Annotated in this window: 11 protein-coding genes; 5 read left to right on the top strand and 6 right to left on the bottom strand. The window is 42.5% G+C overall.

The features are described from left to right. Positions 1-11: 11 nt before the first annotated feature. The 6 genes from WCM76_02340 to WCM76_02365 form a co-directional block, all read right to left on the bottom strand. On the bottom strand, positions 12-1,265 hold the full coding sequence (locus WCM76_02340) for a T9SS type A sorting domain-containing protein (protein MEI6764449.1): 1,254 nt from the start codon (positions 1,263-1,265) through the stop codon (positions 12-14). Between the two features lie 66 nt (positions 1,266-1,331). Further along, complete coding sequence (locus tag WCM76_02345) at positions 1,332-7,682, bottom strand: T9SS type A sorting domain-containing protein (GenBank protein ID MEI6764450.1); 6,351 nt, start codon at positions 7,680-7,682, stop codon at positions 1,332-1,334. 586 nt (positions 7,683-8,268) lie between these two features. Further along, the gene (locus WCM76_02350) at positions 8,269-9,006 is read right to left on the bottom strand and encodes a geranylgeranylglyceryl/heptaprenylglyceryl phosphate synthase (protein MEI6764451.1); all 738 of its coding nucleotides are present in this window, start codon (positions 9,004-9,006) and stop codon (positions 8,269-8,271) included. A gap of 38 nt (positions 9,007-9,044) precedes the next feature. Next, positions 9,045-9,998 carry a methylenetetrahydrofolate reductase [NAD(P)H] gene (gene metF / locus WCM76_02355; protein MEI6764452.1) on the bottom strand — a complete coding sequence of 318 codons (954 nt, stop codon included), beginning with the start codon at positions 9,996-9,998 and terminating at the stop codon, positions 9,045-9,047. Next, positions 9,995-13,642 (bottom strand): methionine synthase, encoded by a 3,648-nt coding sequence (gene metH, locus WCM76_02360; GenBank protein MEI6764453.1) that lies wholly within the window; start codon positions 13,640-13,642, stop codon positions 9,995-9,997. Before metH ends, metF begins: the two co-directional genes overlap by 4 nt. 6 nt (positions 13,643-13,648) lie before the next feature. Further along, positions 13,649-14,281, bottom strand: coding sequence for a 4'-phosphopantetheinyl transferase superfamily protein (locus WCM76_02365; GenBank protein MEI6764454.1), 633 nt, complete (start codon positions 14,279-14,281; stop codon positions 13,649-13,651). 200 nt (positions 14,282-14,481) lie between these two features. Between WCM76_02365 and WCM76_02370 the strand changes: the two genes are divergently transcribed. From WCM76_02370 to WCM76_02390, 5 genes are all read left to right on the top strand, one after another. After that, on the top strand, positions 14,482-15,288 hold the full coding sequence (locus WCM76_02370) for a redoxin domain-containing protein (protein MEI6764455.1): 807 nt from the start codon (positions 14,482-14,484) through the stop codon (positions 15,286-15,288). A gap of 136 nt (positions 15,289-15,424) precedes the next feature. Beyond that, positions 15,425-16,834 carry an adenosylhomocysteinase gene (ahcY, locus tag WCM76_02375; GenBank protein MEI6764456.1) on the top strand — a complete coding sequence of 470 codons (1,410 nt, stop codon included), beginning with the start codon at positions 15,425-15,427 and terminating at the stop codon, positions 16,832-16,834. An 82-nt stretch (positions 16,835-16,916) separates the two neighbouring features. Then, positions 16,917-18,692, top strand: coding sequence for an Ig-like domain-containing protein (locus tag WCM76_02380; GenBank protein ID MEI6764457.1), 1,776 nt, complete (start codon positions 16,917-16,919; stop codon positions 18,690-18,692). A gap of 258 nt (positions 18,693-18,950) precedes the next feature. Beyond that, complete coding sequence (gene mce / locus WCM76_02385) at positions 18,951-19,370, top strand: methylmalonyl-CoA epimerase (protein MEI6764458.1); 420 nt, start codon at positions 18,951-18,953, stop codon at positions 19,368-19,370. A gap of 17 nt (positions 19,371-19,387) precedes the next feature. Then, entirely contained in the window at positions 19,388-20,947 is a 1,560-nt protein-coding gene (locus tag WCM76_02390) for an acyl-CoA carboxylase subunit beta (GenBank protein ID MEI6764459.1), read from the top strand. Positions 20,948-20,953: the final 6 nt, after the last annotated feature.

The raw sequence follows: 20,953 nt of genomic DNA on the forward strand, positions 1-20,953 counted from the left end.
ATAATTTTATCCTACTTTACGATTACTATTTTCTGTTCGCCATACATAAGCCCGTTATTAATTACTTTGCAGTAATAGAATCCGGCATTCATCTCTTTCAGATTTATCTGATGTTTCGAGCTGCCGCTTTCAATGGTTTCAACCAACACTTTTTGACCAGTAAGGTCGTACAGTTCTACGATTGCATTTTCGAAAATTCCATTTTTAAACTCAATGGTTACTATATCCGCAGCCGGATTTGGATACACTTTAATATTGCGTTCATTTTGCTTTTCAGCAACAGATGCTACCGGATCTACAAAAACGGTTATAGAATCTGATGTCATTTGAAAGTACTCGTCAATTACGGTAAGCGTATAAGTAGTGGTTTGCTGTGGCGCAGCCGTAGGCGTCCCAATGGTATTCGAGTTCAATGCCGCCGCCGGCGACCAGCTATACTGCCGTGCAGGGCTGGCATCGGTGCCTAACTGAACACTATCGCCCAAACTTATGTGCAGGTTTTTACCCCCTGCATTGGCACGGTAATCAAATCCGGTGCAGTCATATAAAGAAACCATATCAAGGTAATAAGCGCCCACGCTTGTCCAACCAACATCATTTGAATGTGGTTGCGGTGTAATATAATTGGTATGAAAATCGTCTAAAAAATTACCGATAGTAATATATCTTTCCCCGCCAACAGCAACGAAACTCCCCGAAAAAAGTTGCCAGTTGGCTTTATCATCCAAATAGCGACCTTCCGGATTCCTTATCTGTGGTGTAACTGGAAAATTTTTCCCATCATATTTATAAATAGCAGTGTCAGAAAAATAAACGCCAATATCATCAGTTACTTTGGCGGCCGAATCGCTAGATGACATCCAAGCGCTGAAACAGTAACGGTGCCCGCTTCTTAAAGTATCTAATAATACCGTTTGCAAATATTCCCTGTATGGAGCGTGACCCGCTGCTGTATCAGATACAAGACCTATCATTGTGTAAGCATCACCTTCATAAGGAAATTGAATACCGGCATAATTTGAAGGGACTGAACTATATTGGTTACAACACCAACTGATTAAATAATCAGGGTCGCCATCACCAACCGAAGCCGGGCTTACCCAATAATTCGGCCATGGAATACTATCCAAATTATTAAATGGACATGGCCATTCACCATGGCTCTCCTCAAAACTTGGGTTTGGCACCAGATTCACTTGTGAAAATGATGTATTCACAAGCAGAATCATGAACATAGCAATCATTATGGTTGCCGGTTTTCTCATTGCTTCTATTAATTTTTAAAGATAATACCAATCTTAACCAAATGCAAACAAAAGGTTAAAATACATCTATTTAACTATTACAATTTTATTTTTGCTGAGTATTATTCCGCCCTTAATCAGGTTGCAGAAATACACCCCGTTGCTAATTTCACTGAGCAGAATAGAATTCATGCCCTCATTCACGAAGCCTATTTTTTTCACCATTACGCCCATTACATCATACACCTCCATGCTCATGGGCACTCCGAGCGCAATCCCCGAAACTTCCACGTTTATTACCTCGGCGGCAGGGTTTGGATATATGCTTATTTGAATAGCTGCATTTTCTGAAACAGTATCTTCAGCCTTTTGGGTGCTGATTTTACGATTTTCAATTATGCGCAGCTCTTCACATTCATTCAAATACTCGGTGTTAAAACTATCAACAATTGCTAATAGCGTACGGGCGCGATATACTGCCTTGCCATCGGTAAACGGGCAGCTTTGTGCCAACGCTCTCAGTTCACTTACTTCAGCTTCGGTAAATGGGCTGTTGCCGTTGCAGTGGTTCAGTTCTATTTCATTCACCCGCCTCTCATTCGCTTCTATTACATTCGTATCGGGCACCCTATTATTTAGAACAGCTGCCACAGAGCAATTTCCTTCGCGTATGGCTGCCAAGGCAGAGTCGAGCAAGCCCATAGCGGTGGGTTCGGTACTATTGTAAAAAGCATCTAAAACAGGTTCAAGCGCCATCAGCGAATCGTATTTTACAATATTGCGCAGCGAGCGCTCTGCAGAGTATTCGGCAGCTTTATCGGTTGCTTGCAGCCCAACAGCTCCTTGTTCGGCAATGTCAGTAAGCTGCGCACTCTGAACGCTTGCAATCACAGGCCATCCGGCGCAAGGGTTGAGCGGCTGCATTATATTTTGTGCTCCACCCATGCGCGAAAATGCAGAATAGAGTGGGTTATTTGGAGAAAAATGGATGAATAGAATGTATGGATTTATATTCGTGGTATTCTGGACATACAATGCAGAAGACCCGCCATAAGAAGAAAAACTCCACGTATCATACACACATCCGGTCCAGTTATTATTTGTTGGTTGTTGCATATTGCCCTGCTGCCCAATAATGCCCTGGGCATTGAGCACAAGTCCGTATCTACAATAATTCATATTATTATAAAACACTTTAGAATTCAGGCAGGAGTTGGCGGCCATAATTGCCGTGTGTATATTATTAATATTATTTGCCAGTAAGGAAGTATTTTCGCTCATTTCAAAGGCTATCCCAAAGCTTTTCATACCTGTACCGGGTGCAGGATTGTTGTTGGTGCTTACATTGTTGCACTTTACCTTGGCACTCACGCAATTTTGCAGGTGTATGCCATAGGGAGTAAAGCTGCCACTTTTATTGGCAATGGTGATGGTGTTGGCAGTAACCACCGGCAGTACGGCATTTTGAAGGCCAATTGCTTTATAGGCGTAAGTAGCGCCCACCACATTCATGGGGCCGATGGTCATTTTTTCGTTCGCGCTGTTAGTACCATAAAATTTAATGCCATAGCGAAGAGTGTCGGGTACGCTGTAGGTCCAGCTGATATTGTTGTTTGATATTGTACTGATGCTTTTGCCCGGCATGTACGCAAATACACCATTGCCGGCATTTGAAATAATATTGGCATCAACAAGCACGGTATTACTGTTTAGCACAGGCCCAATACCATTATAATAAACCGCATTTTGTTTTATTGTAGTAAACGTATTGTTCTTCACCTGAATATTCATACGTCGTTCGCAGTATATTCCTTCAAAGCAATTCGTAAATGTATTATTGAGCGCCTTCAGCGAAACACCCGGACCTATTGCCCAAATGGCTGCTTTGGTAAACTGGAGAGGTGCAGTCGTTATATTATTAAATGTATTTTGTATAATCTCCACGCCTGATTTGTATGAATAAATTCCGACATCAAGTTTATTAAACGTATTTGACGGACCAATTAAAACATAAGTGGTTGTATCAACTTTAACGCCGCAGTAACTTCGGTTATTATTGTAGGGCCAAAGCATTGAGGCGGCATTAGAGCATCGCACGAAATTTGTTTTAAAATAACTCGCTGTATTTGCACCTTGTGATTTCACTAATAAACTGATATTATTCAAATCAAAAGTGCTGGATTCTTCTATCTGAAATATTCCGCCATTTTGTGAAACAACAGCATTACGACCATCCTGCACCCAAGATTTGCCTAAGATTTTAAGAGTAGCTGTATTATCCGAAATATAAAATCCGTCCCACATATTTATTTTATCGCACGACTGCACCACCGAGCTTCTTTTAATGGTAACCGTACGTCCACTTTTAACAACAGCCTTTGCAAATGGCCCCATGTAGAAAGTGCAGCCATCAAAGGTGAGGTCCTCATCAAAATAAACGGTACCATTAATGATAATTTTCTTGTTTCCAACAAGTGTAATTCCATTAACGAGTGTTATCGTTTGGTCGAGCCAATTATAATCGGGGGTTCCGGGATAGGTACTAATACCGGCATCGCAGCATTGATATATGGTGATAGTATCAGAGTTTGAGCAGCCGTTCACTGGTTCGGTACCTTTTACGATAAGATTTACACGCGGTGCACTGAATGGATTTTTCCAAACCACATTGAAGGTAGCCGGACCGTTAGGGTTTGAGTTTGAAAATGTCTCGCTTGCAGGAAAAGACCAATTATAGGTCCAACCCGTTGGCGGACTCACAACACTATATTGTAATGAAGCGCCCTGAACGCAATTATGGAATGATCCGATAAGCTGTGGTTGTGTGGGCAGCCCAACAACACCAACTGTAACGGTATCTATCTTGGTGCAACCATTTGCACTTGTAATAGTGCAAAAATAGGTTGTTGATGCAGATGGATTCACTGTTATTGATTGTGTTGTCTGACCAGTGTTCCAAAGATATTGTGTCCCTCCCGCTACTGTAAGTATCGAGCTTTGACCCGGGCAAATCTGAGTCTGTGAGGCGGTTATAGTGGGCTCAAAGGTAACACTTACATCATCGATAAAGTAGTAAGCATTGTCCCAGCCCGGCAAATAATTTACCCCCATGTAATTGCCTGAAACCGGCTGATTTGGCTGATTGGGAGGGTCAGGGTCGAAAACGCCAATCGTTACCCAGTCAATGCCGGAAGTTGGCGCAACAAAATCGGCACTATATAACACCCAGTTTTGCTTATCATTTATTATCGGTGAAGGTGTTGTTAGTTGCGCCGGAAATGCCGGTACTATTTGACGCCATCCTGTCGGTTGCTGTGGCTGCCCATTGGTAAAATACATTTGCAACCCCCCAACAGCATAGTTACAGCGTTCGGCCAAACTGAGGTACATTATTACATGATACCTTTCCCCCTGCGTCAATTGAAATTTTAGGGGTTGCTGAATATATTCATAAAGATAATAGGGATTCCAATAGTATGCGTAGCTTGTTGCGATAAAACCGGCATAGGCGCCACCATGTAAAGTATGTGAATTCTGGTAGCCTATCATATTCTGAGGAACACTGACACACCCGGAGATGTTGTTGCAGGTTCTGCAAGAATTAAAGTAGTCGGGTGTACTACAGGTGCTTCCGAGGCTATCATTAATTGTCCAGGGCTCAGTAAGGCAAATCTCACTAATTCCTTGTGGGCAAGCGGAGTGGTACTCAAAATCTCCGTTGCAAATATATTGACATGGATCCAATGGAAGCGTATCATGGCACGTCCCGTGGCACGAGTTTGTTTTCATGCCGCTCAAAACTGTTTTTAATTCAGGTGATACAGTCGTTATAATTGCGCCATTATTATCAACAGCTTTTAAACTGATATAATGGTAACCATCCATTATGAATGTTCCTTTAAGTTGCGGGTGAATTCCCCTCGTGGTAAGACTGCAGGTATTTTGTAAAGAATCATCGGGGAAAAATGTACAATCATTAAATTGCCACAAAAAACCGGCATTTACAGAAAATCCCTTTGAAGTGTTTATTATTTTAAGTGTGTCTCCATCACTCAAAGAGTCTGCAGATAACGTAAAATCGAGTACCGGCAAAAATTTACAAACAGAAACCTGAAATTTTCCTGAGGTTTCCACCTTAACAAAATAGATTCCGGGAATAAGTTTTAGTGTATCAATTATCAAGGTATCATTTGCACCGATGGAATCTTTGCGAATTTTCGTCATACCGTTGCAACTTCCTGAATAAAGAGTAATCGTAAGTGGACTGTTAATGCCACTTATAGCTGTCAGTTTTTGCTGCTGGAAGTTGTTTTGAAGTTTTAGCCAACAGGTTCCATAAGAGTAATATTGACGGAGCGAACAATTAGTATCAGCTGTTATACCGGTTGCAGCAGAACATACATCGTGAGGAATTATTCCTGCCACAGTATAGTTTCCGGATTTTAGCAAGCCGGAAGCAGTTGCTGTATTTGTTGCTTTGTTGACAGTCCCTGCAATTTTCGTACTGTCAGCAGCACTCCATCGAAGTGCAGTAAAATCATTTTCATTCAGTTCTACATCAGCATCGGCATATAAATAAGTAGCTGTTGCTGCAGCATTAGTGATGTTGTTAACATTCACTTCCCAATATTTCCTGATATAGTTTGAACAGACAGCAAAGTGAGGTTCGCGAACAGAAACCTGCCGAACCGAAATATCTGCATTTGGAGTAATGCTGCCTGATGTCAGGTTAATCGTGTAAGGAGTATATTTCAATGAATCACCTACTGCAAAGGTGAAAGCTGCGCCCGTACTATTATATTTTTTCACAAGTTTGCCAAGTCCATTGGTTCTGATGTAAGCATTTGATGTCGCAGTAATTGTTGCTGCCGGCCCGAGAATAAGATTGTTATTTCCCAACAGCATCTTTCCTGCCGTTAAAACAAGGCTGTTCTCAACACTGATGTTTGTTGCGAGATTCAGGGGCGTTGTAGTTTTGCTAACAGCGATATTATAAAAGTTAATTGTTCCGTTTCCGCTAATCGTTTGGGTTGTGGTGCCCGAAAACAATATTTTTCGCGTGCCGCTGTTTCCATATGAAAGAATTCCGTCAATAATAATATTGCCTTTTACATCAATGCCGGTTCCGCAATTTTGAAGCGAGGAGCCGTTGCCGACGATTATATTTCCGGCTACCGGAATAGCAGTTGTAAAAGAATTCTCATTTTTAAAATTTACAGTACCACTCTGGTTTACGCCAATAAATAGCGAACCTTTGATGCGTGGATAATCTGTTGCACCTGAAAAACATGAATTGCCATTACAAATCCATCCTGTCATCGTAGCACACTCAATTAAGAGGTTGGGATAATACATCCCGCCAAGGCTTGACAGCACAGGAGAATCAGTGCCCGTTTTACGGAGTATCCAATTGGCGGTTGCCGGAATTACTGCAATGCCTCCCTGATACTTCAACTGCCAGTTATCGGGGGCAGTACTTCGCGTTCGGATGAGTGTTCCATTTGTACCGATAGCCCATGTTGCGCCGGTCAAAAAATTGATTGCGTTTGGTCCGGAATCTTCAAAAGCACCATTTACTATAATATCAGTTCCCGCGCCGTTATTAACCGCTAACTCATTACCGGAAAAATCGCCATAAGTCAAAGTACCATTTATTATTACCTCATCAAGGGTATCAATTGTCGTAAGAACAACATTGTGTCCGGTTTGAATTGTTATACTTTTCGATTTATAATTGGGTGTAAAAACAGCATCTGTCCAAGTTGAATTATTAGACGACATCTGCCATGTGTTCGTATTACTCCAGTTGCCGGATTGTTTACTCCGAAAATAATAAGTCGGACGATCGTAGGTTCCGGTTATAGAAATATTATCTATTGCCACTCCCGAATAGTTTCCAGCCTGTGTACCTGCCCAACTTGCCCAGCGAAGCTGCACTACGGACTTGTTTGCCGCGGCAGTTGGCAATATCAGATTGACGAAATTGTCAGTTTGTCCGTTAACTCTATCCACATTATTATGGGAATAAACCCCTCCTGTCACATTTGTCCAAGCGGCTGTAGTGGCAGTACGGTATTGCAAAACCAGCCCCACCGTTTTTAATTGTGCGGATATCATCTGCACAGAAAACGACACCTGTATATTGCTATACCCGATTGTTGAAACGGCAACGGCACCCTGGTTGGTGCCGTTTACTGTATTGGATCCTGTTTGAATGTACAGCATACCATTGCCATTTATCGCCAGACCAAAACAACCCGAGCCAACCTGTGACGCAGTGGCTGCAGGAATCAGGGCATTTCCATTTGCAACGCTTGCCTGCGCCAATGCCTGCGTTGTTTTCGGACCTGCACTGACTGTCCATACGGCCATACCTTCAGGCATCAGAGTAAATGCGCCTACTCCAAAATTCTGTGTGTATGGAAGGTTTTGGACCATTGGATATATTTGAGCTAACACATTTGTCTGGAGAAGCAATGTGACAAGTATTATACACAACTGACGAGGATTACAAAATTTAGTTTTGCCATGTTGCAAGCATTTATTTTTTTCGTAAAAACACTTCATGCGAATCAAATTAATTAGTCCATACTGCATTTCGTTTGGAAAACCGGTCCGAAAGGGCACAGGTTTCCTAAACCGTTTGGTTATCTAATTAATTGTTTTTGGGAGGGCAATTGCGTGCAGGTGAAAAACCTTGCAAGAAAAAATTTTACTAACTCTTTTGCTCTTTTTTTACAAAATTGCCAGGCAGCAAATGTAAGAAAATATTTGAATTTTGAAAAAAAATGAAAATTATTTTTAATTTAATGATAAACTGCCGTAACATTATGTTTATCAATATATTAATCATACTTTTAATGAAATAAATTACATATTTAACTACCAATATAATACTTATAAACGCTCATAAAAAGCCTATAAAATTATTTTTTAAAGTAATTCGGTCAGAAAAATGAAGTAAGATTCGCCTGATTATTATTTACCGTACTAATCCTTATTGGGAAAGCCAAAAAACAATTCACTATAATGCGTTTCCGGCCTCCCTGATGTCGGATATCAGGCGGCTGTTTTTCTCGATGGCATTACCTATCACTATTATATCGGCTCCGGCATCATAAATTTCTTTGGCTTTGGCAGCACTGCGGATGCCACCCCCAATAATGAGGGGAATAGAAATATTCTTTTTAAGATTACGAATCATTGAAGGTGTAACCGTTCTTTCGGCGCCACTTCCGGCATCGGCGTAGATTAATTTCAAACCGAGCATTTCACCTGCAAGAGCCGTACACACCGCAATATCATCTTTATCCGAAGGAATAGGCGTTGAATTGCTCATATATAGCGCCGTTGTTGGCTTTCCGCTTTCTATAAGCATATAACCGGTTGGTATCACTTCCAGCATGCTTGCTCTCAAATAGGGCGCTGCAACGACATGTTTACCAATCAGCATTTCAGGATTTCTCCCGGAAATAAGTGAGAGAAAAAGGATTGCGTCAGCTTTTGCATTTATCTGAAGCGTGTTTCCCGGAAACAGCACAACCGGAATGGAGCTGTGCTTTCTCAAATTCTCTATGCAGCAATCCAAATTATCATTGGTAAGCAGGCTTCCACCAATAAAAAAATAATCGACACCGCACGTCTGTGAGATTTCTGCCATACGCCCAACCTCCACGCCGCTCACTTTATCTGGATCTATAAGTACAGCTAACTGTTTGCGACCATTTTCAATTTTTGAAACTATGTGGGTGTAAATGCTCATGATTGATTATTTGTTCAAAGATATCATTTTCATCATGATCAGAAAACCGCTTTTGCAATTTTCCGAATATTATCGGCGCGACCCATTGTAAAAAAATGCAATGCCGGAACACCTGCTTTCAATAGTTCCTTGGCCTGAGCCGTGGTCCATTCAACACCAACCTCACGCGCCTGCTCATTATTTTTACATTTTTCTATTTCCTGTGCCAGTGCATTCGGAATATCTATATTGAATGTCTGCGGAAGCATATTAATTTGCTTAATGGAGGCAATCGGCTTTATTCCCGGAATGATTGGCACATCAATACCTTCGGCACGGCATTGTTTCACAAAGCTGAAATATTTTGCGTTGTCATAAAACATTTGTGTGACGATATATTCTGCTCCTGCTTCAATTTTTTGTTTCAGATAACGCAGGTCCGATTGCATATTAGGAGCTTCAGCGTGTTTTTCAGGATAACCCGCAACACCAATACTGAAGTCTGTGGGTGTTTTATTCTCCACTTCATCATCCAGATAAATACCTTTATTCAAATCCTGAACCTGACGCACAAGGTCGATTGCATGCTCATGACCATCGCATTCGGCAACAAAATATTTTTCTGATTTAGGCACATCGCCGCGAAGCACCAATAAATTATGTATTCCCAAAAAATGCAGGTCTATCAGGGCATTCTCAGTTTCTTCACGACTAAAACCCCCACAAATAATATGCGGAATAACCTCAATTTTATATTTGAATTTGATGGCTGCCGTTATTCCAACTGTTCCCGGGCGTTTCCGTACGATTTTCTTTTCAAGCAAACCGCCATCACGCTTTTTATAAACGACTTCTTCACGATGATAGGTAACATTAATATATGCCGGCGAAAACTCCAGCAAGGGCTCTATCATTTCATGAATAGTACCTATGTTATCACCTTTAAGGGGTGGCAGCAATTCAAACGTAAATAAAGTTTTGTCTGATTTTTTTATTCTTTCTGCAATTTTCATTTCAGTGTATTTATATTTTTAAGATAGGTTTGTTTCCTAACCGAATAATCTTCGATTTGATCGGGCTGAACATTACCGATGGCAAAATATTTTGATTCGGGATGTGAAAAATAATAACCGCAAACGGATGCCACAGGCGACATTGCGTAATTTTCCGTTAACAATATATCTTCCGGGTTAACTTCAAGCAATTCAAAAATCGCCTTCTTTTCTGAATGATCTGGGCAGCAGGGATAGCCGGCTGCAGGTCGTATACCTGCAAATTCATTTTTAAGGAATGCCTGTGTATCCTCATGTTCTGAAGGTGCATAGCCCCAAAATTCCTTGCGCACCATGTGATGAATTTTTTCCGCGAAGGCTTCGGCAAGCCTATCTGCCAGTGATTTCAGCAGAATCGCGTTGTAATCATCGCCGTCGGCCGAAAAACCATCAGCCAGTGCATCGGCACCAATACCGGCAGTTACTGCAAATAACCCGATATAATCTTTGTACGGTTCAGGTGCAATATAATCGGACAGGCAGCGGTTTTCGTGAAGTTCAAACCGGCGTTCCTGATTACGCATAAAATGAAGCACCGCATCATTTCCGCTTCCGTATCTAAGATGAACATCGTCACCCAGGCTATTGGCCTCATAGAACCCGACATATCCAACAGCTTTCAGCATATCATTCTTGGCAATGCGGTTGAGTAATTCGAGGGCACTTTCGTAAAGTTTTGTTGCTTCAGGTCCTTTTACCGGATCGCTGAGCAGTGCCGGGAACCGACCGTTCAGCTTCCATGCAAAAAAGAAGAATGTCCAGTCGATGTAAGGAATCAGGTCTGCAACAGACACTTCAATTTTCTTAACCCCAGTAAACGCTGGTTTCGCGAAATCAAAATTCTTCCAGTCCGTTTTATGGCGGTTGCTGCGCGCTTCGGCCAGTGTAATATATTCAAGCTTTGCCTGCGAAGTTTCGTGCCGTTCACGCACTTTTTGCTGCTTTTCGCGCAGTGATATCACATAATCCGCTTTCTGATCTGCTGATAATAGTTTTGAAGCAATGGCGGCAGCCTGCGATACATCGTGCACATGGATTACCGGACCGCTGTATGCCGGAGCAATTCTCAACGCTGTATGAATCTCGGAAGTTGTAGCGCCTCCAATCATCAGAGGAATGCTCATTCCCGCTTTTTCCATTTCGCGGGCAACGTGTATCATTTCATCAAGAGAAGGAGTAATCAACCCACTCAACCCAATGATATCAGCTTTTTGTTCGATTGCTGTACGCAGTATTTTATCGGCAGGAACCATTACGCCAAGGTCAATAATCTCAAAATTATTACATCCAAGTACAACCTGAGCAATATTTTTTCCGATATCGTGAACATCGCCTTTGACTGTAGCTAATACAAACGTTCCGGCACGCTTACCAACACTATCCTTTTTTTCTTTTTCAATGTGCGGAGCCAGATGGCTCACGGCTTTTTTCATCACGCGAGCGCTTTTTATGACCTGTGGCAGAAACATTTTCCCACTGCCAAACAAATCGCCAACCTTTCCCATGCCCGCCATCAGCGGACCTTCTATCAGCGAAAGTGCAGAGCCATAAGCCGTCATTGCTTCATCCAGGTCGGCAATCAGAAAATCTTCATTGCCGCTTATCAGCGCATGCTGCAGCCGTTTCTCGGGATTGTCTGCTCGCCATTGTTCTTCCGCTTCGGTTTTCTTTTCGCCGGCTGCCATTCCCTGTGCATAAACCGTAATACGCTCAGTTGCATCTTTTCTGCGGTTAAGAATCAGGTCTTCTACAAGCTGAAGCAAGGGAGCCGGAATATCTTCATACACAGGAAGAGCCCCTGCATTCACGATACCCATATCCATGCCCACTTTTATGGCATGATACAGAAAGGCTGCATGCATTGCCTCACGCAGCGCATCGTTGCCGCGAAACGAGAATGAGAGATTGCTTACCCCACCACTCACTTTCGCGTATGGCAAATTGCCTTTAATCCACTTCACCGCTTCCAGAAAATTCAGTGCATAAGCGGCATGTTCATCCATACCGGTACCGATGGTAAGAATGTTGGCGTCGAAAAAAATATCTTCAGGTTTAAAATCGGCCTCTTTTGTAAGCAAATCATAGGCACGCTTACACACGGCAATTTTTTCTTCTTTTGTAGCTGCCTGTCCATTCTCATCAAAAGCCATTACTATGGCAGCTGCACCCAAATCATGCAGTGTGCGCGCCCGCTCAATAAACACAGATTCGCCCTCTTTCAAACTGATGGAATTCGCTATTGCTTTTCCCTGTATGCATTTGAGGGCATCTTCTATCACTGTCCAGCGCGATGAATCTATCATGAACGGAACGCGGCTGATATCAGGCTCAGAAGCCAGCAGGTTCACAAAATTCACCATTTCCTTTTCGGGATCCAACAGGCCATCGTCCATATTGATATCGATAACCTGTGCTCCTGCGGCAACCTGCTGCCGGGCAATTGAAAGGGCTTCCGGATATTTTTTCTCGCGTATCAGCTTTGCGAATTTCCGTGAACCGGAGACATTGGTTCGTTCGCCGATATTGATAAAATTACTTTCTTTATTGATGGTAAGGACTTCGAGTCCGCTGAGCCTCGTTTCTTTTTTTATTTCCGGAATCTGCCGACCGGTAGCAGTTTCTGCAAGTTTTGCTATTTCCGCAATATGTTTTGGGGTAGTGCCGCAGCACCCACCAATTATGTTCACCAGTCCTTCGCGCAGCAGTGGCGCCACATTTGCGGCCATTTGTTCAGGACCTTCGTCGTAGCAACCCGTATGGTCAGGTAAACCGGCATTGGGATAAACACTGAGAAAGAACGGACTTTTTGCCGACATTTCTTCAATGAACGGGCGCAGTGCGGTAGCACCCAATGAACAATTGAAACCCACTGCCAAAGGTGATGCATGCGATATGGAAACGAGGAACGCTTCGGGCGTTTGCCCCGAAAGTGTACGTCCGCTGTTATCACTAATCGTCACTGAAAGCATCAGCGGAAGCGTAATATTTTTCTTTTTGAACACCTGCTTCGATGCGTATATTGCAGCTTTCGCATTAAGCGTGTCAAAAATAGTTTCAATAAGTAACACATCCACACCTCCGTCTATCAAGCCATTTATCTGCTCTTCGTAGGTGGCTGTAAGTAGGTCGAAGGTCATAGACCGCATTGCGGGTTCCGACACATTATCGGAAATGCTGAGTGTTTTCCCTGTAGGACCAACGGCACCGGCAACAAACCGGGGTTTTAAAGGATTTTGCATTGTGAATTTATCGGCAGCAGCACGGGCAAGTTTTGCCGACTCAATATTCATTTCATATACAGCACTCTCAAGACCGTAATCAGCCATTGAAAGCCTGTTGGCATTGAAGGTATTGGTTTCAATAATATCGGATCCGGCATCCAGATATTGTTCATGTATGGCAGAAATAACGTCGGGTCGTGTAAGCGACAACAGGTCATTCGCGCCTTTGAGCAGTTGTGGATGGTCTTTGAAGCGCCCGCCGCGATAATCATTTTCTTCAAGCTTGAATGCCTGTATCATTGTTCCCATGGCACCGTCAAGCACAAGAATGCGCCGTTCCAGTTCATGCCGGATATTTGCCGGTTTTGGTCGGTTTGATATCATAATATTTTATTCTATGGCATAAGCAAGCATGTACTCGCTCATTTCTTCATAATTCACGGTATATTGCTTCTCATCACCATGTCTGATAATTCGCCCTGTAAGCCTCCCCGGTGTTTCATATTCGAACGGACCGAACAATATCTGATGGCTGAAATCCGCCGCACCCTTTCCGTCGAGTTTGTAAAGAGCTTCCTTGCCCGACCAGTACACAAAAAGCTTTTCAAGGCGTTTTGCAGTACCAACCGCCCCAATTTCTTCTTCCGAGAGAAATTTTCCTATAACTTTCTCAATGCGTGGATGTATCATTTCAACATCAATTCCTACTGCTTTATCTTTGCTTACAATAACTGCGGCATAATCTTTAGAATGCGATACTGAAACAAAATGCCCGGGTTCATTTATGTGAGGCTTGCCATCACCATCGTATATCAATAAATAATTCTCGCCAAGCATCTCGCGTATCAGAGTTCTGTAAGCAAGCCACTGTCTCTTTCGTGTATCATTCCTGAATGTATCGAATTCCGCCAACTCGTGCTCCGATAGAAACGCCTTTTCATACAGCTCTTCCCATGATTCGTTAATCAACCATGTTCCGAGTATTGTGCTCTGATTAATACGACGGATTTCATTAACGGGCATATTCAAACAATATAAGGTGCAAAGGTACGAAAGCTTTTTATTACAGTTGGAATGTCATTGGTCAGGGCATTTGATTTTAATCATCAGCTTGTCGCGAAAGTCCAACAATTGACATTAAACATTTTATAATGAAAACCTGCGAAAATTCGAGCAATTATGTACATTTATAATAATTTTGCATAAGGCAAACCCGATATTACATGCGCAAAACTGTTGCAGCCTTAGTGTTTTTTCTGGTTTCTTTTGCCGGCAGTTCTCAAACGCCGCTTACCACTGCTGTAGATTTTATCGTTACTGACACACACGGCAACAACCACAAACTGTTCGATTATCTGAACGCAGGAAAATATGTGTTGTTGGATTTTTTCTTTGTGTCATGCCCTACATGCCAGGCAACAGCACCCGATGCGAACGCTTCTTACGAATATTTCGGTTGTAACGAGGGCGGTGTTGTTTTTTTAGGAATTGATGCAGGGGATAATACGAATCAGGTTCAAACATTTGATAATTTCTTCGGGGTTAATTACCCCTGTGCAAGTGGTACCGAAGGCGGAGGCGATTCGGTGAACCTGCTTTACCAAATTACGAATTATCCCTGTTATGTTCTTATTGCGCCCAATCACAATATCGTGATTCAAGAGATTAACCCTTTCAGTCTCACAGATTGCAACAACGCCATCTCCGGTTATGGCGTGACTCCAATGACGTGTTTAACCGGAACCGGCGACAGTTCTGCAAATCATACTGAATTGAACATGCTGGTATTCCCGAATCCGGCATCGGCGCAAACGACCGTCCTTTTTATGGCAGATGCAGGTCAGGAATACACGCTTGATATCATTGACTTTACAGGTCGGTGTATCATCCGTAGCGATCAGTCAGGCAGTAATACAGGCAGTCTTGCTCATTCCTTTGACTTGAGTGATATTGCACGGGGAACATACTTCATCAGGCTTTTTGAAAATGGGCTGATACGACGAACCGAAAAAATATCAGTCGTACGATAAGCATTCATTCGTTCAGATAATTAGAATTTGAATCTGCTTTGTATTGTGAATTTATGATTTTGCACTTTGCTGCAAAAAAAGTATCTTTGCAAACTTTTTGAAAATAACCTTTTATAACATATTTATGGAAACAAAAATGGCAGAAAAAACACAAGATTTTAAAATTGCCGATATCACATTGGCTGACTGGGGTCGCAAAGAAATTCAGATCGCAGAAAAAGAAATGCCCGGTCTGATGTCGCTGCGCGAGAAATACGGAAAAAAGAAACCGCTGAAAGGTGCACGCATTTCCGGTTCTCTTCATATGACCATCCAAACAGCCGTTCTTATAGAAACACTGGTTGAATTAGGCGCAGACGTCCGTTGGGCAAGCTGCAATATTTTCTCTACTCAGGATCATGCCGCCGCTGCCATTGCTGCTGCCGGTGTTCCTGTTTTTGCCTGGAAAGGTGAAACGCTGGAAGAATACTGGTGGTGCACATCACAGGCACTCGCATTCCCCGGTGGCAACGGCCCTACTCTGTTGGTTGACGACGGCGGTGATGCTACATTGATGATTCACCTGGGATATAAAGCTGAGAACGATTCAACTGTTCTGAAAAAAACTCCGGAAAATGCAGAAGAAGGTATTATCCTGAAAACGCTCCAACAATTATTTGTTGAAGATAATCAGAGATGGCACCGCACGGTAAAAGATTGGAAAGGCGTTTCAGAAGAAACCACCACCGGCGTTCATCGCTTATACACCATGAAAGAAAATGGCGAACTGCTGGTTCCTGCCATCAATGTGAACGATTCTGTTACCAAATCAAAATTTGATAACCTTTACGGATGCCGCGAATCTCTTGCCGATGGCATCAAACGCGCTACAGACGTAATGATTGCCGGTAAAGTTGTGGTTGTATGCGGTTATGGCGATGTTGGTAAAGGCTGTGCCAAATCCATGAAATCATACGGCGCCCGCGTTATTGTTACCGAAATTGACCCTATTTGTGCACTTCAGGCAGCTATGGAAGGTTTTGAAGTATCTCCGCTCGAAGACACACTTCATGAAGGAAATATTTTTGTAACGACTACGGGAAACAAAGACGTAATCACGCTTGAGCATCTGGTTAAAATGAAAGATCAGGCCATTGTCTGCAACATCGGTCATTTTGACAATGAGATTCAGGTTGAGCGTATGGAAAACTATCCGGGTATTAAAAAACGCACGATAAAACCTCAGGTGGACGAGTATTTCTTCCCCGAAGGACATTCTATTTTCCTGCTGGCCGAAGGCCGCCTGGTAAACCTTGGCTGCGCCACAGGACATCCTTCATTTGTGATGAGCAATTCGTTTACCAACCAAACACTGGCACAAATAGAACTCTGGACAAACAAATATGAAGTGGATGTTTACCGTCTTCCGAAACATCTGGACGAAGAAGTTGCGCGCCTCCACCTCGAGAAAATTGGCGTTAAACTCACAAAACTTTCGAAGGAACAGGCTGATTATATTGGCGTTCCGGTAGAAGGACCGTATAAGCCCGACCATTATCGGTACTAGAATCTTTTCTTTACAGAAAAAAGGCAGCGCAACCCGCTGCCTTTTGTTTTTTTTCGCCATCTTTGCGGGAGTATTTTTGCATATGAAACGCGCACTAAATTTTTTTAAAGAATTACTGTTCCTCACCGGCATGATGTTCCTGTTCTCATGTGCAAACATTGTGACTCCCTCAGGCGGTCCATCAGACCGGACACCACCTGTTGTAATCAAAAGCGAACCTGCAGCGTGGTCCTCGGGATTTAAAGGTTCAAGAATCAGCATACGCTTCGATGAATTCGTAACCGTTGCCGACCCAGCAAATCAGATTGTAATTTCTCCGCCCCTAAAAGAGATGCCCGAATTCCTGCTGAAAGGAAAATCAGTAATTATTGATTTCACTGAAAAACTTGCCGACAGCACAACCTACACGATTTATTTCGGCAACGCCATTCAGGATGTGAACGAAAGCAATATTCTGCAAAATTTTCAGTATGTTTTTTCAACCGGCAGTCATGTCGATTCTCTAAGCATTCACGGCAGCATTTTAAATGCCTATACCAAAGCAGCAGAAAAAGGCATCTATGTTATGCTCTACCGTCACAATGAGGATTCCCTGCCGTATAAAAAAACACCTGATTACATATGCAAAACCAATGAATCAGGATTGTTTGAAGTGAACAATATCGCCGCCGGCAGGTATAAAATATTTGCCTTGAAAGATGTGAACAGTAACTTTATTTATGATCAGCCCAATGAACAAATAGCGTTCTGCGACACCCTTGTAACAGCTCAGTATGTGCCCGTTATTAAAGCAGACACAGCCTCGCAAAAGCCCGGTAAAAAAGACAGCATTGCAAAAAAGAAAGAAGATTCTATCAGAGCAGCACAACCCAAAATTGCGATAAACCTGATAAATATGTTGCTATTCGAAGAGCGTGATACATTGCAAAAAGTACTAAAAGCAAAGGCAGAGAAAATTGGTCGTGTGGATATCGTTTTCCGAAAACCTGTGTCTGATTTGAATATTCGTGTACTGAATAAAAATCCTGGCAGCAACTGGAAGACAGACGAATTCAACGCTTCGAAAGATACTCTCATTTGCTGGCTTAAAAATGCTGAGGCTGACACACTGAAACTTGAGATATCAGATGCGGGAAGGATACTTGATACGGTTGAATTATTCACCAAATCAAAAATAGTTAAATCTACACCAAGAAATAAAACGGGCAAGGGAAGCGCCGATAACGAAACAGGCTTTGCACTTACCTGCATTCCCGGATATGGCAGCAGCGGTTTACAGAATTACTTTCAGCCATTATTACTCATATTTAATCATCCGTTAAATAGTTATAATTTCCCGAATATCATTTTGAAAGAGAAAAAAGATTCATTGTTTCAGGCGGTCAAACCCGAGCTGCTGTTTGCTGACAGTTTGTCTAAAAGGAAACTCCTTGTAAAATACGTCTGGAAGAAAAAAACCGCCTATGAATTGTACATTCCGCCGGGCTCTTTCACCGATATTTTCGGTATTCAGAATGATACTATAAAGTTAAAATTCGCTACAACGGCACCTGAAACATACGGTACGCTGAAGCTAAAAATAAAAGTTTCGGATTATCGGTACCCGTTTATCGTTCAGGTAGTAACCGAAGACGGCAAATTACAGGCAGAACAGCGCATACAAACTGAAGGCACAATCAGTCTTGAGCATCTGATGCCTGGAAAATATGGTGTCCGTGCTTTTTGCGACCGCAATAATAATGGCAAATGGGACACCGGGAATTACTTGCAGAAACAACAACCGGAAGATGTGTATTATTATCCTTCGGCCATTACTATTAAAGCAAACTGGGATACAGACCAACAATGGAATCTATAAAATGAACAATTAATAATTAATATGAATAATTAAAAAAGGGGTGGCAACCATTTTATGAATAAACAACAGTACCGAACTTTTATGACCGCAGACAGTCTCTTCAATCAAAAATAGCATCCACCTATTTCATTTATTTTTAATTAATTAGTTGCACTGAAATGGAAACACACGGGCAATTATCAAGATATAATAATATTTTTCTGTTATTTGATTAACAATTAAAAAATAGGGATTAATTTTGCGGAAAATTTAGTGAATATGAATATCTCACACATCGAGCACATCGGCATCGCCGTTAAGAATCTGGAAGAAGGCATTAAATACTACGAGGGTATACTCGGAATTAAATGCTACTCCGTTGAAGAAGTGAAGGAGCAAAAGGTAAAAACAGCATTTTTCATGATTGGACAAACCAAGATAGAATTGCTGGAATCAACCGACCCTGAAGGTCCGATTGGGAAATTCATAGAGAAAAAAGGAGAAGGCATTCACCATCTGGCATTTGCCGTGAATGGGCTGGAATCAGTCCTTTCCGAAACCGAAGCCAAAGGCGTACAATTGATTGATAAAACACCCCGCAAAGGCGCTGAAGGACTCGACATTGCATTTTTGCATCCAAAATCAACCATGGGTGTACTTACCGAATTCTGCGAAGACAAAAATAAAAACTCTAAATAACCCAAACAGCATCCCTCATGGCACTGGAAGATAAAATCAAGGTATTACTTGAAAAACGCGAAAAAGCAAAACTGGGTGGCGGACAAAAACGCATTGATGCCCAGCATAAAAAAGGTAAATTCACAGCACGCGAACGCATAGACATGCTGCTCGACGAAGGCAGTTTCGAGGAATTTGATATGTTTGTTTCGCACCGCTGTACCAATTTCGGTCTTGAAAAAGAGGTTTATCTTTCCGACGGTGTAGTTACCGGTTATGGCACTATTGACGGTCGTTTGGTATATGTTTTTTCACAGGATTTCACGGTATTCGGCGGCTCATTGTCTGAAACCTTTGCGCAAAAAATCTGCAAGGTAATGGACAAAGCGATGAAGGTGGGCGCACCTGTTATTGGCATTAACGACAGCGGTGGTGCACGTATTCAGGAAGGCGTTACCAGCCTTGCCGGATACGCCGAAATATTTCAGCGCAACATCATGGCTTCGGGAGTAATACCGCAGATATCGGCTATTTTCGGACCTTGCGCAGGTGGTGCAGTTTATTCACCGGCACTCACCGATTTTATTGTCATGACCAAAAAGAACAGTTACATGTTTGTTACCGGACCTAAGGTGGTGAAAACCGTTACCGGTGAAATTGTAAATGAAGAAGAACTGGGCGGCGCAATGGTACATGGCTCCAAATCGGGTGTGAACCATATGGTTGCAGAAGATGAGGAAGAGGGAATCATGCTCATCCGTAAACTCCTCACCTACGTGCCTCAGAACAATCTTGAAGATCCTCCCCTGTCGCCCTGCAACGACCCTATTGACAGGCTTGACGATCTGCTGAATGAGATTATTCCAGACAATCCGAATAAGCCTTATGATGTTAAAGAAGTAATTCATACAATTGTTGACGACAGTGAATTTCTGGAAATGCAGCGGCATTACGCACCGAATATAGTTACCGGTTTTGCCAAATTCAACGGAATGCCGGTGGGTATTGTAGCCAATCAGCCCAATTATCTTGCAGGTGTTCTCGACATCAATGCTTCGCGCAAGGCAGCACGTTTTGTGCGTTTCTGCGATGCTTTTAATATTCCGCTGGTGACACTTGTTGACGTTCCGGGATTCCTTCCGGGAACTGCACAAGAGTATGGCGGCATTATTCTCCATGGAGCTAAATTACTGTTCGCATACGGCGAAGCAACCGTTCCAAAAGTCACTATTACCTTACGTAAATCTTACGGCGGTGCACACGATGTTATGAGTTCCAAACAGCTTCGCGGTGACATCAACTATGCATGGCCAACTGCCGAAATTGCCGTAATGGGACCTAAAGGCGCTATTGAAGTTCTGTATCAAAAAGAGCTGAAAGAAATTACTGATGAAAAAGCTCGTGCTGAATTTGTCGATAAAAAGGAAAAGGAATACAAGGAAAAATTCGCCAATCCATACAATGCAGCGAAGTACGGCTATATCGACGATGTGATTGAACCACGCAATACGCGTTTCAGAATCATCAGAGCGTTGCAGTCGCTGGCGACAAAAAAAGACAGCAATCCGGCGAAAAAACACTCCAATTTACCATTATAATCAGAG

This window comes from Bacteroidota bacterium (assembly GCA_037133915.1).
Taxonomy (GTDB): Bacteria; Bacteroidota; Bacteroidia; order Bacteroidales; family CAIWKO01; genus JBAXND01.